Annotated in this window: 13 protein-coding genes and 4 pseudogenes; 13 read left to right on the plus strand and 4 right to left on the minus strand. The window is 70.6% G+C overall.

The window, feature by feature from the left end; all coding sequences use genetic code 11:
* The 13 genes and pseudogenes from AB0O67_RS32245 to AB0O67_RS32305 all read left to right on the plus strand — a co-directional run.
* Positions 1 to 1,867, plus strand: a 1,867-nt coding sequence (locus tag AB0O67_RS32245; RefSeq protein ID WP_365457889.1) for a metallophosphoesterase, incomplete at its 5' end; no start/stop codon positions are given.
* Positions 1,868 to 2,149: 282 nt separating this feature from the next.
* Positions 2,150 to 2,395 (plus strand): annotated as a pseudogene (locus AB0O67_RS32250) (acetate kinase); the annotation flags it as partial.
* Positions 2,388 to 2,825, plus strand: coding sequence for a PP2C family protein-serine/threonine phosphatase (locus AB0O67_RS32255; RefSeq protein WP_365457919.1), 438 nt, complete (start codon positions 2,388 to 2,390; stop codon positions 2,823 to 2,825). The pseudogene AB0O67_RS32250 and the gene AB0O67_RS32255, both read left to right, overlap by 8 nt.
* A gap of 167 nt (positions 2,826 to 2,992) precedes the next feature.
* The gene (locus AB0O67_RS32260) at positions 2,993 to 3,220 is read left to right on the plus strand and encodes a DUF5133 domain-containing protein (protein WP_365457892.1); all 228 of its coding nucleotides are present in this window, start codon (positions 2,993 to 2,995) and stop codon (positions 3,218 to 3,220) included.
* A 210-nt stretch (positions 3,221 to 3,430) separates the two neighbouring features.
* Positions 3,431 to 3,805 carry a hypothetical protein gene (locus AB0O67_RS32265; RefSeq protein ID WP_365457895.1) on the plus strand — a complete coding sequence of 125 codons (375 nt, stop codon included), beginning with the start codon at positions 3,431 to 3,433 and terminating at the stop codon, positions 3,803 to 3,805.
* Between the two features lie 132 nt (positions 3,806 to 3,937).
* Positions 3,938 to 4,639, plus strand: a complete 702-nt coding sequence (locus AB0O67_RS32270) for a DUF6766 family protein (RefSeq protein WP_365457898.1) — start codon at positions 3,938 to 3,940, stop codon at positions 4,637 to 4,639.
* Positions 4,640 to 4,732: 93 nt separating this feature from the next.
* Complete coding sequence (locus AB0O67_RS32275; RefSeq protein WP_365457901.1) at positions 4,733 to 5,722, plus strand: Ppx/GppA family phosphatase; 990 nt, start codon at positions 4,733 to 4,735, stop codon at positions 5,720 to 5,722.
* 134 nt (positions 5,723 to 5,856) lie between these two features.
* A pseudogene (locus AB0O67_RS32280) lies at positions 5,857 to 6,837 on the plus strand (molybdopterin-dependent oxidoreductase); the annotation flags it as partial.
* A 175-nt stretch (positions 6,838 to 7,012) separates the two neighbouring features.
* Entirely contained in the window at positions 7,013 to 7,504 is a 492-nt protein-coding gene (locus AB0O67_RS32285; RefSeq protein WP_365457904.1) for a hypothetical protein, read from the plus strand.
* A gap of 53 nt (positions 7,505 to 7,557) precedes the next feature.
* Positions 7,558 to 7,671 (plus strand): annotated as a pseudogene (locus AB0O67_RS32290) (IS5/IS1182 family transposase); the annotation flags it as partial.
* Positions 7,672 to 7,986: 315 nt separating this feature from the next.
* Positions 7,987 to 9,621 carry a ribosomal protection-like ABC-F family protein gene (gene abc-f, locus AB0O67_RS32295; RefSeq protein ID WP_365457907.1) on the plus strand — a complete coding sequence of 545 codons (1,635 nt, stop codon included), beginning with the start codon at positions 7,987 to 7,989 and terminating at the stop codon, positions 9,619 to 9,621.
* Between the two features lie 79 nt (positions 9,622 to 9,700).
* Positions 9,701 to 11,332, plus strand: coding sequence for an ABC-F family ATP-binding cassette domain-containing protein (locus AB0O67_RS32300; RefSeq protein ID WP_365457910.1), 1,632 nt, complete (start codon positions 9,701 to 9,703; stop codon positions 11,330 to 11,332).
* A 416-nt stretch (positions 11,333 to 11,748) separates the two neighbouring features.
* Complete coding sequence (locus AB0O67_RS32305) at positions 11,749 to 11,946, plus strand: hypothetical protein (protein WP_365457913.1); 198 nt, start codon at positions 11,749 to 11,751, stop codon at positions 11,944 to 11,946.
* Here AB0O67_RS32305 and AB0O67_RS32310 read toward each other — a convergent pair.
* The 4 genes and pseudogenes from AB0O67_RS32310 to AB0O67_RS32325 form a co-directional block, all read right to left on the minus strand.
* The gene (locus tag AB0O67_RS32310; RefSeq protein ID WP_365457922.1) at positions 11,915 to 12,220 is read right to left on the minus strand and encodes an alpha-L-rhamnosidase C-terminal domain-containing protein; all 306 of its coding nucleotides are present in this window, start codon (positions 12,218 to 12,220) and stop codon (positions 11,915 to 11,917) included. The genes AB0O67_RS32305 and AB0O67_RS32310 overlap by 32 nt on opposite strands.
* Positions 12,112 to 12,414, minus strand: coding sequence for a hypothetical protein (locus tag AB0O67_RS32315; RefSeq protein WP_365457925.1), 303 nt, complete (start codon positions 12,412 to 12,414; stop codon positions 12,112 to 12,114). Before AB0O67_RS32315 ends, AB0O67_RS32310 begins: the two co-directional genes overlap by 109 nt.
* Positions 12,366 to 12,779 carry a hypothetical protein gene (locus tag AB0O67_RS32320; protein ID WP_365457916.1) on the minus strand — a complete coding sequence of 138 codons (414 nt, stop codon included), beginning with the start codon at positions 12,777 to 12,779 and terminating at the stop codon, positions 12,366 to 12,368. The genes AB0O67_RS32315 and AB0O67_RS32320 overlap by 49 nt, the downstream gene beginning before the upstream one ends.
* Positions 12,780 to 12,852: 73 nt before the next feature.
* Positions 12,853 to 13,200 (minus strand): annotated as a pseudogene (locus AB0O67_RS32325) (hypothetical protein); the annotation flags it as partial.
* Positions 13,201 to 13,334 lie beyond the last annotated feature (134 nt).

The following is a 13,334-nucleotide window of genomic DNA, read 5'->3' on the forward strand; positions in this document are numbered from 1 at the left end:
CGGCGCCGGGAGGGACGCGCGTCTTACGGTGACGGGCTACGACGCCCTCGGCGACTCCGCTCCGATCGAGGCGTCCGACGTCAAGATCACCGGGGGAGAGGGCATCGTGTCGGTGCAGCCCGCGGACGACGCCACGTTCACCGTGCGGGGCCTGGTCGACGGCGCCTCCACCACGTTGCACCTGACGGTCGGCAGGATGACCACCGACGTCGCGGTCACCGTCGGCCTGGCGGAGACGTCCTTCGCGGACCTGTCCGACGCCTCCTCCTGGACGTCGGCGAACGACCGCGCGCCCGGCGGCTCGGTGGCCCCGGCCCCCGGCCACGACGGTTCGCCCGGCCTCAAGCTGACCTACGACTTCACCAAGTCCACCGCCACCCGCGGTCAGTACGCCCTGCCGCCGCAGCAGATCCCGCTGCCCGGTCAGCCCCAGGCCGTCACCATGTGGATCCACGGCGACGGCAACGGCGCGTGGCCCCGGCTGCAGTACCGCACCGGCTCGGGCGTGACCGCGAACCTCGACGGCCCCACGATCACGTGGACCGGCTGGCGCAAGGTGGAGTTCCCGGTCCCCGCGGGTACCGCCCACCCGCTGACCTTCCAGCGGGTGCGACTGCTGGAGACCAGCGCCGCCCGCTCCTACACGGGTGAGGTCACGGTCAGCGACCTGAGGGTCAAGGTCGCCCCCGACGTCGAGCTGCCCGTCCAGCCGAGGGTCGCCGATCCGGTAGTGGTGACCGACGGCACCGTCGACGACCGTCCGCTGCGCGTCGCCGTCATGTCCGACGCACAGTTCGTCGCCCGCGACCCCGAGAGCCCGCTGGTCGAGGCGGCCCGCCGCACCCTCGCCGAGATCGCCGAGGCCGAGCCGGACCTGCTGGTCATCAACGGTGACCTCGTCGACGAGGGGTCCCCGGCGGACTTCGCGCTCGCCCGCAAGCTGCTCGACGAGTTCGACGCCCGCACCGGCAAGCGCATCCCCTGGCGTTACGTGCCCGGCAACCACGAGATCATGGGCCCCGGATCCACCGTCAACTTCGAGGCCGAGTTCGGCGACACCACCTCGGCGTTCGACATGGAGGGCACCCGCATCATCACGCTGGACTCCTCCAGCGGCACCCTGCGCGGCGGCGGCTTCGCCCAGTGGCAGATGCTGCGCGACCAGCTCGCCGACGCGGCCGACGACAGAACCGTCAGCGGCGTCGTGGTGTTCGAGCACCACCCGACCGAGGACCCGCTGCCGAACAAGGCCAGCCAGTTGGGCGACCGCAAGGAGGCGGCCCTGGTGCAGCAGTGGCTCGCCGACTTCCGGGCCGACAGCCACAAGTCCGCCGCGTTCGTCGGCTCCCACGCAGGGGTCTTCTCCGCCGCCTCGGTCGACGGCATCCCCTACCTCGTCAACGGCAACTCGGGCAAGGGCCCGGCCGGCACGCCCGACAACGGCGGCTTCACCGGCTGGACGATGCTCGGCATCAACCCGAGGGAAGGCAGGATCGGCGACCTGTTCGACGTACCGTCCGACGACGAGACGTGGCTGCGCGCAGAGGTCCATGCCCGCGCCGACTCGGTGGTGCTCAACGCGCCCGAGACGCTCGTCGTGGGTGAGCGGGCCGAGGCGTCGGCGACGCTCACGCAGGACGGCACCCGCACCGTCCCGGTGGCCTGGCCGGTCAGCGCGGACTGGGCCGGAAGCCGCGTCGACGTGGTGGGCGGCGATCGCGACCACCGTCACCCCGGCGGAGCGCCGGTCGTCTCCTACGACCCGGCCACCGGAGCGCTCACCGCGCGCCGTGCGGGCACTGCCGTGCTGCGGGTGACCGTGAACGGCGTCACCGCTGAGCGGGAGATCACCGTGCGCCACCGCTGACCGTGCCCGCCGGGCAGGCGACCGGCCAGTCGCCTGCCCGGCCGTACGGCGCCCGGCTGGTCGGCGCTGCTCGCCGGTGGCCGGACCCTCCTTGTCTGCGGGGCTCATCCGGCGTCCTTCTGTTTCCCACGAGGTTTGCTCGGGTACTCCGATGCCCGGCACGCTCGTGCGCAGCGAGCGGTGCGGAGTGCTTCCGGACCGCCCGAAAGGACCAAAGTGGTGGCACAGAGCAACGGACCGGTCCTGGTCGGCGACGCGGGATCGTCGAGCCTGCGGCTGACCGTGTTCGGCGACGACGGCGAGGTCCTCGCCGAACATCGCAGCGACTCTCCACCCGGCGACGACGCCGTCGGCCCGCTGCGGCGGTTGCTGGACGAAGCGCCCGCTCCGACTGCCGTCGGGCATCGCATCGTCCACGGCGGGCCGGAACTGTCCGGCCACGCCCTGATCGACGACGACGTCCGCGCCCTGCTGGACCAGGTGGCCGACCTGGCACCGCTGCACGTACCGTCGGCGCTGGCTGTTCTGGACGCGGCCCGGCGCCGAGGGCGTCGGGGTGACGATCGCCACGGGGGCGTTCAGATGGGTCAACCGCGGGCATCTGCTGCCCGTCGTCATCCGTGGCGGGCGGTGGGCCACGACCCTGAGCTGTCCGGCGGCCGGTCCGATGGGCACCGGCTTGGATCTGCCGGCGCAGGTGTGTGTCGATCAGCTGGAGCCCGGCGACCGGCTTCTGCTGTTCACCGACGGCATCACCGAAGCCCGCGACGCGGCCGGCGAGCTGTTCGGTCTGGAGCGTTTCACCGACTTCCTCATCCGCCACCAAGCCGACGGCCTGCCCGTCGCCGAAACCCTCCGCCGCCTGATCCACGCCGTGCTCGAACACCACGACGGCCGCCTGGACGACGACGCCACCGTCCTGTTCTGCCAATGGCACGGCAAGACAGCAGATCACTAGCGTGGTCGGCGTCCCGAAGATGGCCGCCCGTGCTCAGCAGATGGCTCAGGGCAGCCGTCAGGTGGCTCAGGGCAGCTCGTCCTGAAACAGGGGAGTAGCGGCTGGAACCTGGGGGCACACGGGCGGTGTATGACCCATGCGGGTAGCGGCGACAAGGGAGGCTCCCCATGCTCATGGCACACCCGGCGGTGTTGAAGAACCTGATCGAGCAGTACGAGACGCTGCGCATCCTGCATGCCGAGGACGGCAGCGAGGAGGTGCGCCAGCGCATGGACGACATCGCCTACACCTTGTGCGTGTCGACCGGAACCCGCGACGTCGACGCTGCGCTCGTCGCCGCACGCCACCAGTTGCCCGGCGCCCGAACCCAGGACGACTCCCTACTGGCGACCTGACTCGTTCCTGCATTCGGCGGGCCGGCACAACGAGCGCGACCGTCGGCCCGCAGCGTTCCATGAGTTGGTTCGGTTGCGGGCAGGGTGGGATGGCGGTCCCATGTGCGGGTAGCCGCATGGCACACGTACGTGACCGGGTGCTTGCCATGCAGCCCCAGCCGCATGGGAGGCAGGATGTCGGGACGGTGGTACCGGGCAGGTGCCCTGGTGGTGGCCCTTGTCTCTGTCAGCGCATGCGGCTCGATGTCAGGGCGGCGGGACGGCGTCACCCACGAGGTGCAACGATTCGAGCGCGCGCTCGACGCCGACCAGTATGAACGGCTCTGCACCGCTCTCGCGCCGGCCACCAGGGAGGAACTGGAGCAGTCGGCCCAGGGCGGCCGGTGCGTGCAGGTGATCGGCGAGCAGGGACTGCCGGCGGCCGGTGCCGTACGGGGAGTGGACGTGTACGGGGACCAGGCCCGGGTCGTGCTGGAGCACGACACCGTGTTTCTGGCGCATTTCCCCACGGGGTGGAAGGTGACGGCGGCCGGGTGCCTGCCACGTCCGCAGCGGCCGTACCAGTGCGAGATCAAGGGCGGGTGACAGCCATGAGGACGCTGTTCGTCGGAACCCTGCTGCTGATCGCCGTCGGGCTGGCCTACTTCCTGACGTTGGGACTGATGCACCGATGAGTCCTTGTCGAACCCGGGCCGGGGAGCCACGCCGGAGGCGGGCATGACCAGCCCACCCGCCCCGCACCGCGTGCGGCGCTTCGTGCGCCACAACGGCCTCGGTCTGTTCTTCCTGACAGGCTTCCTGCTCGCACTGGTGGGTCAGGCCGTCGCGGGTCACGCGGAATTCAACAACCAGCTGACCGCCGAGGGCATGGCACCCCTGAGCTTCGGCGCTTACGTGTCCTCCTCGGACTTCGCCGTCGACGTCACCGAGAACTGGCAGTCGGAATACCTGCAGTTCTTTCTCTACATCTTCGCCACTGTCTGGTTGCTGCAACGCGGCTCACCTGAATCCAAGGAACTCGACAAGGCCGGTACCGAGTCGGACAAGGACCAGATGGTCGGTGAGCACGCCAAGGAGGATTCGCCGCGTTGGGCGGCGGCGACGGACTGGCGCGGGGTCGTCTACTCGCGTTCCCTCGGGCTCGTCATGGGAGGCATCTTCCTGCTGTCCTGGCTGACCCAGTCCGTCACCGGCGTGGCCGCCTACAACGAACAGCAGCTGCGGCAGCTCCAAGCCCCCACTACCTGGGGCGCGTACCTGACCTCCGCCGACTTCTGGAGCCGCTCACTGCAGAACTGGCAGTCCGAGCTGCTGGCCGTCGCCTCCATGGCCGTCTTCGCCATTTACCTCAGGCAACGCGGCTCACCGGAATCCAAACCAGTCGGTGCGGCGCACGGCGCCACCGGCGTCGAGGGCTGAGAGCGGCCGACTGGCCTGCGACGCCCATTCCGAGCCCGCTGAAGCTGCCTGCCTGTCGTTTCCGGCAGGGCGGGCGGGGGTACAGCGGGCCCTATGCGGGTCAGTGTCGTGGACGCGGGATCGAACACGGTCCGCTTGGTGGTGGCGGACTCCGAGGGAGGTCTGCCGCTGCCGGTCCACACCATGAAATGGAAGTTGCGCCTGTCTCAGCAGATCGAACCGGACGGCAGTCTCGCCGACAGCGCCGTGAACCAGCTGATCGAAGCAGTGGCTGCGGCGCGAGACGAAGCGCGGAGCTGGAGCGCGGCCGCCCCCCGGTCGTTCGCGACCGCGGTCGTGCGCGACGCCACGAACCGGGCAGACATCCTGCGCGCGGTGCTCGCGAAGACCGGTGTTCCGCTGCGCACGCTGCCGGGCGAGCTGGAGGCCGAACTGACCTTCCTGGCAGCTCGCCGCTGGATGGGCTGGCGCGCGGGGTCCCTGGCAGTGCTCGACATCGGCGGGGGCTCACTGGAAGTGGCTTTCGGCCGCGGTCGGCTGCCCGGCTTCGCCGTCTCCCTTCCGCTCGGCGCCCACTACCTGACCGAGAAGCACCTGGGCACCGGCGACCCACCCACCCCCGCGGACCTGAAGGCCCTGAGGCGCAAGGTACGCCACGAACTACGGGACGTCGCCGCGCGTATCCGGTGGGAGAACCCGGCCGCCGTCGCGGTCACCTCCCGCACCTTCCAGCAACTGGCCCGGCTGTGCGGGGCCGCACCCGGCCGCCAAGGGGTCTTCGTACACCGCTCCATGGACCGGGCGGATCTGCGGGCGGCCATCGACACCCTCGCCGCTCTGCCGGCCGCCGAACGCGCGCAGTTGCCTGGCATCTCACGGCCGCGGGCACGGCAGAGTCTCGCCGGAGCAGTGATCGGGCACACGGCGATGAAACTCATGGGCCTGCGAACCGTCACTGTCTGTCCCTGGGCCCTCCGGGAAGGTGTGCTCCTGCGCTGCATCGAGGACGGCCCCGAATGGTGGGACACCTTGCATGTCGCCGGTACCGCCACGGCTGCGACCGGCAGCCTTCACCTCGCTTAGGAGCCGCCCGCCCGGCCAGGCCGCCGCTGCGCACCTGGAGGGCCCATGACCCCCGGCGAGGAGCCGCGCGGTTACCTGCCAGGGGCGGAGGGGTACCGGGGTACGCGGCGTCGTCAGGGAATCGGGAGGCGGACATGGATGCTTCGGTGGACCGGATCGCACAGCCGTGGGGTGGACGCACGCCGTATGGCAGGAACGAGCCGTGGCCCGCCCGGGTGGACACGTTCCTTCGGGAGGGCGTGGACGCGGGTGCCGTGGAGCACTGGGTGCAGGCCGCGTCGATCCTGCATTCAGACGGGGACGCGATGGACATAGCGGTCGTCGACGGACGCATGGTGGGCGTGCGTGGCCGTGCGGTCGACCGGGTCAACCGTGGCCGACTGGAACCGAAGGATCTCTTCCGGATGGCAGGCGAACACCTCACGGGAGCGACTGAGGAGGCCGCTGGTCCGACAGGACGACGGCCGGTTGGCGGAATGCGATGGGGACACCGCGATGGAGCGGATCGTCACTCGCTCGCGGAACCTGCTGGACGAGCGTGGGCCAGGATCGATCGGCTTCTACACCAGCGGGCAGCTGTTCCTGGAGGAGTACTACACCCTTGCGGTGCTGGCGAAAGCCGGAATCGGCACCAATCATCTGGACGGCAACACCCGCCTGTGCACCTCGACCGCGGCCGAGGCGCTGAAGCAGTCCTTCGGCTGCGACGGGCAGCCCGGAAGCTATGACGACATCGACCACGCCGATGTGATCGCGCTGTTCGGTCACAACATCGCCGAGACGCAGCCCGTGCAATGGATGCGCGTTCTCGACCGGCTGGACGGCGGTGATCCGCCACGTCTCGTGTGCGTCGACCCCCGGCCCACACCCGTGGCCCGTGCGGCGGCCCTGCACCTGGCGCCGCGCGTCGCACGAACGTCGCCCTGCTGAACACGCTTTTGCGCGAGATCATCCGCACCGACCGGATCGATCACGACTACATCGAGGCCCACACCGTCGGCTTCGAGGAACTCGCTTCCCAGGTGCGCGGGTGCACCCCCGAGTGGGCGGCCGGTATCTGCGACGTGCCGGCCGCGAGGATCGGGGAAGCCGCCGAGATCCTTGGTACGGCCGACCTCCAAGCAGCCTCCACCGCATCCGGCCCGGCGACGGTCGCAACGCTCCGGCCCCGACCACCACCGCGTCCGCTTCCGCGCACGCCGGCTCGCTGACGGCCACGAGCGGCGGCCCCGCCGCGCACGTCGCCCAGTCGGCCGGAGCTTCTGGCCACAGCCAGGGGAAGGAGGCTGGGTGAACGGCACACACCTCGTCCTGCGCGCCCTGCACCATGGCGAGGAGCGCCTGGGCGAGGAACTGCTGACCGTGGCTGAACGTCACGGCACCGAACCGGAGGTCCGTCACGTCGCCATCGACCTGGCCCGCTGGTCCCACGAGCACGCCCAGCGCCTGGCCGAGACCGGCCGGCACCGTGGCCTCGACCTCGGTGACGCCTCGCAGACCACCTCCACCGCACTGCTGTCGGCGCTGCGGAAGGACGCGGCGGAGGCGGTCGGACATCGCTCCGAGCCAGGTCTCGTCCTCCTGCGCGACTTGGGTGATCTCCACGTCGCCGCGACCCAGAACTCCCTGTACTGGGAGATGCTCGCCCAAGCCGCTCAGGCCGCCGGCGACGACGGTCTCCTCGCCCTGGCCTCGGAGTGCCATCCACAGACGCTGCGACAGATGCGCTGGACAAACACGATGATCAAAACCTCGTCGCCGCAGATCCTGACGAGTCTCTGACGACCCCAACGCACGCCCCCTCGCCGATCACCTGATCACCTGGCTCCGCTGCCGGCACCTTGATGCCCGCGCGCGACCGCAGCGCTGCCGCCTGCGGCAAGAACCAGCAGTACTCGACGAACCCGCAGGTCCTCCTCGACGCCGACCGCCGCATGGTCGTGGCGATTGCCGCTCCCGCTGGTGGTGCCGGCCGACGGGGCCGACGGGGCCGGCTGGCCCTGGGTCGCGTTCAAGCGCTTCGATGCCGTCGTGATTCCGGTTGGACGCCACTGCTGTTAGCCTTGTGGACACGTTGATCGTTTGTTGAGGAGACCAGACATGGTGGTGGACGACGACATCTCCGGGTGATACCCGGACCCGACAGGCCACCGCGCCGGTGCGTGCAAGCACCGCCGATGTGGCCCCGCTGTCGTCCCTTCCTTCCCCCTGTCTGCCACCCGGGCAGAGGTGTCTCATCTGCCCCTCTCCACAAGGTCACCGTCATGTCCGACGCCTTCATCGTCTGCTCGAACCTGTCCTACACCTGGCCTGACGACACTCCCGTCTTCCAGGATCTGTCCTTCACCGTCGGCTCCGGCCGTACCGGCCTCGTCGCGCCCAACGGCGCCGGCAAGAGCACCCTGCTCAAGCTCGTCGCCGGTGAACTGCGACCCGGCACAGGGTCGGTCTCCGTCTCCGGCACCCTCGGCTACCTCCCGCAGAGCCTCCCCCTGACCGGTGACCTCACGGTCGCCGAGGTGCTGGGCGTCGCCGCGACCATCCAGGCCATCGACGCCGTGGAGTCCGGGGACGTCGACGAGAGGCACTTCACCACCATCGGCGACGACTGGGACATCGAAGAACGGACCCGCGCCCAGCTCGATCGCCTCGGCCTGGCCGACCTCACCTTCGATCGCAGCCTGAGCACCCTCAGCGGCGGTCAGGTCATCTCCCTCGGTATCGCCGCCCAGCTGCTGAGGCGGCCTGACGTACTGCTGCTCGACGAACCCACCAACAACCTCGACCTCGACGCCAGGCACAAGCTCTACGACGTGCTGGAGGACTTCCACGGCTGTCTGCTCATCGTCAGCCACGACCGCGCCCTGCTCGACCGGATGGAACGCATCGCCGAACTCGACCGCGGCGAACTACGCGCCTACGGAGGCAACTTCACCGAGTACGAGGAAGCCGTACGGGCCGAGCGGGAAGTCGCCGAGAAGAACGTCCGCAACGCCGAGCAGCAGCTGAAGCGGGAGAAGCGCGAGATGCAGCAGGCCCGCGAGCGCGCCGAACGCCGGCAGAGCAACGCGGCCCGCAACCTGAAGAACGCCGGACTGCCCCGCATCTTCGCCGGCAACATGAAGCGGGACGCGCAGGTGTCCGCGGGTCGGGCGGGCCAGGTGCACGCAGGCCGGGTCAGCGAGGCGCAGGCCCGATTGGACGACGCGGGGCGGGCGCTGCGCGAGGAGCAGCGCATCACGCTGGACCTGCCGGACACGAAAGTGCCCGCGGGGCGCAACCTGTTCATCGGCGAGCAGCTCCACGTTCGCCTGGGAGACAAGGACGTGTTCGCCGGTCACGGCGTCGACCTGACCGTCCGGGGCCCGGAGCGCATCGCACTGACCGGCCCGAACGGTGCGGGCAAGAGCACGCTGCTGCGCCTGCTCAACGGCGACCTGACGCCACGGAGTGGCCAGATCAAGCGGGCGGACGGCCGCATCGCCTACCTCTCGCAGCGCCTCGACCTGCTGGACGTGGACCGCACGGTCGCCGAGAACTTCGCCGACTACGCCCCGCAGCGCCCGGAGGCCGAGCGGATGAACCTGCTCGCCGGCTTCCTTTTCAGGGGCCCACGCGCCCATCTGCCCGTCGGGGCGCTTTCCGGAGGCGAGCGGTTGCGGGCCACCCTGGCCTGTGTCCTGTGCGCGGAACCAGCTCCGCACCTGCTGCTCCTGGACGAGCCGACGAACAACCTCGACCTGGTGAGTGTCGGTCAGTTGGAGGGCGCTGTGAACTCCTACCAGGGAGCCTTCTTGGTGGTCAGCCACGATGAGCGGTTCCTGCGCGAGATCGGTGTCGACCGGTGGCTGAGGCTGGCCGACGGCGAGCTGAGGGAGACGGGGGCCCCCGCGGTGTGAGCCGGCGGCGTGTCGACCTGGCTCGTGTCCGAGGCATGCCGCCCCGCGGGCCACGCACCGACCACGTTGGACGGAACTCATGTCTCAGTCCGCTCTTCTCGCCCACGACCTCGTCCGCACCCTCGGTGACCGACGGGTGCTCGACGGGGTCTCCCTGACCGCCTCGCCCGGACACCGCATCGGACTGATCGGGGAGAACGGCGTCGGCAAGTCGACCCTGCTGCGTCTGCTCGCCGGGACGGACGAGCCCGACGCCGGCAGCGTCACGCGCCCGCCCGATCTGGGCTTCCTCCAGCAGGAGTTGCCGTACGACGCCGACGCGACGATCGCCGACGTACTCGACGACGCCCTGCGCGAGGCCAGGGAGGACCTCGCCGAGCTGGACCGGCTCACCGGGCAACTCGCGCGGACCGCGCAGGACGCGCCCGAGTACGCCGGCCTGCTCGACGCGTACGGCGTTCGACTCGAACAGGCGCAGCGACGGGAGGCCTGGGACGCCGACCGGCGTGCCGCGCTCGTCCTCGACGGCCTCGGACTCCGGGCCTTCGCACACGACCGGACGCTCGCGTCGCTGTCCGGCGGGCAGCGCAGCCGGCTCGCGCTGGCCGCACTGCTGGTCCGGCGGCCCTCCGCGCTGTTGCTCGACGAACCGACCAACCATCCCGACGACGGTGCCGCCGCCTTCGTCGAGGAGCAGGTGCGCACCCTGCCTGGGGTCGTCGTGGTGGCCAGCCACGACCGGGCCTTTCTGGACGCCGTGTGCACGGACCTGATCGACCTCGATCCGGCGGTGGGCGGCCCGGTCCGCCACGGCGGGAACTACAGCGCCTACCTGGCCGAGAAACGTAGCGAGCGGGACCGCTGGGAGCGACGCTGGGCCGAGGAACAGGAGGAACTGGCGGCGTTGCGGGTCTCCGCCGGGGTGGCCGCGCGCAGGGTCGCACCGGACCGGGGGCCGCGGGACAACGAGAAGATGGGCTACGGCCACCGCGCCGGCCGGGTGCAGAGCCAGATCTCCCGGCGGGTGCGCAACGCCACCCGCCGCCTGGAGGAGCTGGAGCGCTCCCAGGTCGACGAGCCGCCGAAGCCGCTGCGCTTCCAGGGCACGGCGCTCGCCGCGTCGGCGGTGGAAGGCATCGGTCCGCTGGTGTCCCTGGACGAGGTATGGGTGCCGGGTCGGCTCGCACCGGTGAGCGCGGAGGTGTCGGACACCGACCGTCTGCTCGTCACCGGTGGCAACGGGGCCGGGAAGTCGACTCTGCTGGCCGTGCTCGCCGGGCGGCTCGCGCCAGAGGGCAAGGTGTCGCGGCGGCGCGGACTGACCGTGGGACTCCTTGCCCAGGACACCGATTTCGACCGGCCCGACCGGTCCGCCAGAGACACATATGAGCTGGTGCTCGGCGCCGAACGGGCCGAGGCGGTGCCGCTGGGCTCGCTGGGGCTGTTGGACGAGGCGGACCTGGACAAGCCGGTCGGCCGGCTCTCGGTCGGGCAGCGCAGGCGGGTCGCGCTGGCGCTGCTGGTGGCGCGACCGCCGCAGTTGCTGCTGCTCGACGAGCCGACCAACCACCTGTCGCCGCGTCTGTGTGACGAGCTGGAGGCTGCCCTGGGTACCGGCCCCGGCGCGATCGTGCTGGCCAGCCACGACCGCTGGCTGCGGGAGCGCTGGCAGGGACGGGAGATCAGGCTTGGGTCGGACGGTGAAGGCTAGGACAGTGCGGCAGTCAATGACTACGCGGCGGCGCTGGACCGGTACGAGCGGCTGCTCGGCTCGCCGCGGGTCTTCGTCCCGAACGACACGGAGGCCGTCTGGGAGCTCGCTGAACACCGGGCTGCACCTGGGCGAGTACCGCGCGGGCGCCGCGCCCATCCGGGCGCGGCCCGTCGCATGACGAACGGGTGGCGGGCCGGAACAGGTGACAGCGATCGCCTTCACCCGTGACCCACACCGGAACGGCGCGGTACTGCGGCCGCTTCTGCCGGGGCGGCAGTCGCGGTGACGGGAGTGGCCAGGAGGCTGTGCTCCTAATGGGCGGGCGGAAGGGGAGACGTCATCCACCGTGCCGCCTCGCGCCTCGCACAGGCAGGCCGAGTACTGCCGGGTGCTGGACAGCGAGCGGCCAGAGCATGCAGCTCGAAGGCACCCTGGGCCAGCGCCTCGGCGCCTACACCGCCGAGCTCGGCACCCCCGACCACGACGCCATGCTCTCCTGCTCGACATGGCCGCACCGGACACCGTCACCCCACACAGGCACGACGAGTCAGGCCGTACTGCCGGCTGATACCTCAGGTGCTACGCCGCTGCGCGTACGCCTCGCACCGTGAAGCTGTACGTCCCGGAAGAGACCCTGTAGACGGCGCGGTCGCCGTCGCCGCGTGGCGGGTCAGCGCCGCGAGGGGCGTCCTGGTGGGTGTGCCTGCCCCTCGGAACGCGCACCTCGGCTGTGGTGTTCGGCGGAAACTGGACGTGCAGCCGGAAGGTGCCGTCCTTCAGCGTCCATTCGGATGCGGCCTCGCCGTACGGCGTCCGGTAGCTGCCTTCGACATGGGTGAGGTCCCCGACGATCCTTGGATCGATGACCAGTTCGCAGTAAAGAATCCGTAGCTGGGCTGGGTGTCCTCCTGCAGCACCCTCCAGATCACGTCGTCACGGCCGCCGTCCATCAGTGCCCGCACGATCGGTGCCAGGCCGATGGTTCCGCCACTGAAGTGCGGTCCGCCGCCGAAGGGCTGGAAACCCTCGATCAGCTGGACCAGGCCGCTGGGCACTCGCGCGCGCTGGTTGTCGGGCACCAGGCTCTCGTCGAGGGCGAGGGCCTGTGCGGTCTGTGTCGCCCTTCCGAGCCTTGCCGTCCCTGGCTGGTGTAGAGGCCGAGCGTCTCGTTGTAGAAGGCGTCGGTGAACGCGGTTGCGATGTCGTCGGCCAGACTGCGGTACTCGGCGGCGTCGGCGCGGCGTCCCAGCAGGGCAGCCATCTTCGCCATGCGGTCGGCGACCTGGTGGTAGCCCCAGGTTCCGGTGACGCGGCCCGAGGTGGTCTCTGCGGCGATCCAGTCGCCCAGGGCCGCGTCCACGATGTGGGCGTCGGCGCCGGTTCCGGCCTTCCGGGTTCTGATGTAGTTCAGGAATGCCTGCATCTGAGGGTAGTAGCGGGCCATGGTCTGGGTGTGAGTCCTGGTTGACGGTGCCGTCCGCGTCGAGGGACTCCGCCGGTTGCATCTTGACGGTCGTGCCGGCCGGGACCTTTGCGTCCAGTTTCAGCTGGGGCCAGCCGGCGAAGTTCTGGCCGAAGTCGAAGACCCACACGCTGGGCTGGGGCTGGGGCTGGGTGACGGCGACGGGACGAAGCCGATCGGCGATCTTGACCGGCTCGCCGGCGCGCCACACCAGTTCGGTGCTCAGATTCGGTGGTGGGGCGATGGCGGCGGCGATCCAGCCCGTCGGCGAGCCGTTCCGGCGGCGGGCGGACCTGCCGTGGTCGGCGCCGGGGGAGGCCCATCCGGGCAGTTCGCGGCCTGGCTCTCCCGCCTCGCGGAACCTTGCGGCCGCTCTTTGCGCGTGCAGCGGCAACGGAGCCATCAGTTCGACGGTATGGAGCTGACCCCGGCGCACGAGGGCTGGCACACCGCGCTACGGAAGCCCGTCGCACGCGCACGCCCCCGTCGCTGCCACAAATTTACGGGGGGGGGGGGCCTACGGCGACCGGCAGCCCC

It is taken from the genome of Streptomyces sp. NPDC086077, from assembly GCF_040686175.1.
Lineage (GTDB): Bacteria > Actinomycetota > Actinomycetes > Streptomycetales > Streptomycetaceae > Streptomyces.

Excerpts from the sequence above, each read along its gene's own strand:
- AB0O67_RS32275 (WP_365457901.1), top strand. The coding sequence starts at position 4,733 with ATGCGGGTCAGTGTCGTGGACGCGGGATCGAACACGGTCCGCTTGGTG.
- AB0O67_RS32320 (WP_365457916.1), bottom strand. The coding sequence starts at position 12,779 with ATGGCCCGCTACTACCCTCAGATGCAGGCATTCCTGAACTACATCAGA.
- abc-f (WP_365457907.1), top strand. The coding sequence starts at position 7,987 with ATGTCCGACGCCTTCATCGTCTGCTCGAACCTGTCCTACACCTGGCCT.
- AB0O67_RS32270 (WP_365457898.1), top strand. The coding sequence starts at position 3,938 with ATGACCAGCCCACCCGCCCCGCACCGCGTGCGGCGCTTCGTGCGCCAC.
- AB0O67_RS32305 (WP_365457913.1), top strand. The coding sequence starts at position 11,749 with ATGCAGCTCGAAGGCACCCTGGGCCAGCGCCTCGGCGCCTACACCGCC.
- AB0O67_RS32300 (WP_365457910.1), top strand. The coding sequence starts at position 9,701 with ATGTCTCAGTCCGCTCTTCTCGCCCACGACCTCGTCCGCACCCTCGGT.
- AB0O67_RS32260 (WP_365457892.1), top strand. The coding sequence starts at position 2,993 with ATGCTCATGGCACACCCGGCGGTGTTGAAGAACCTGATCGAGCAGTAC.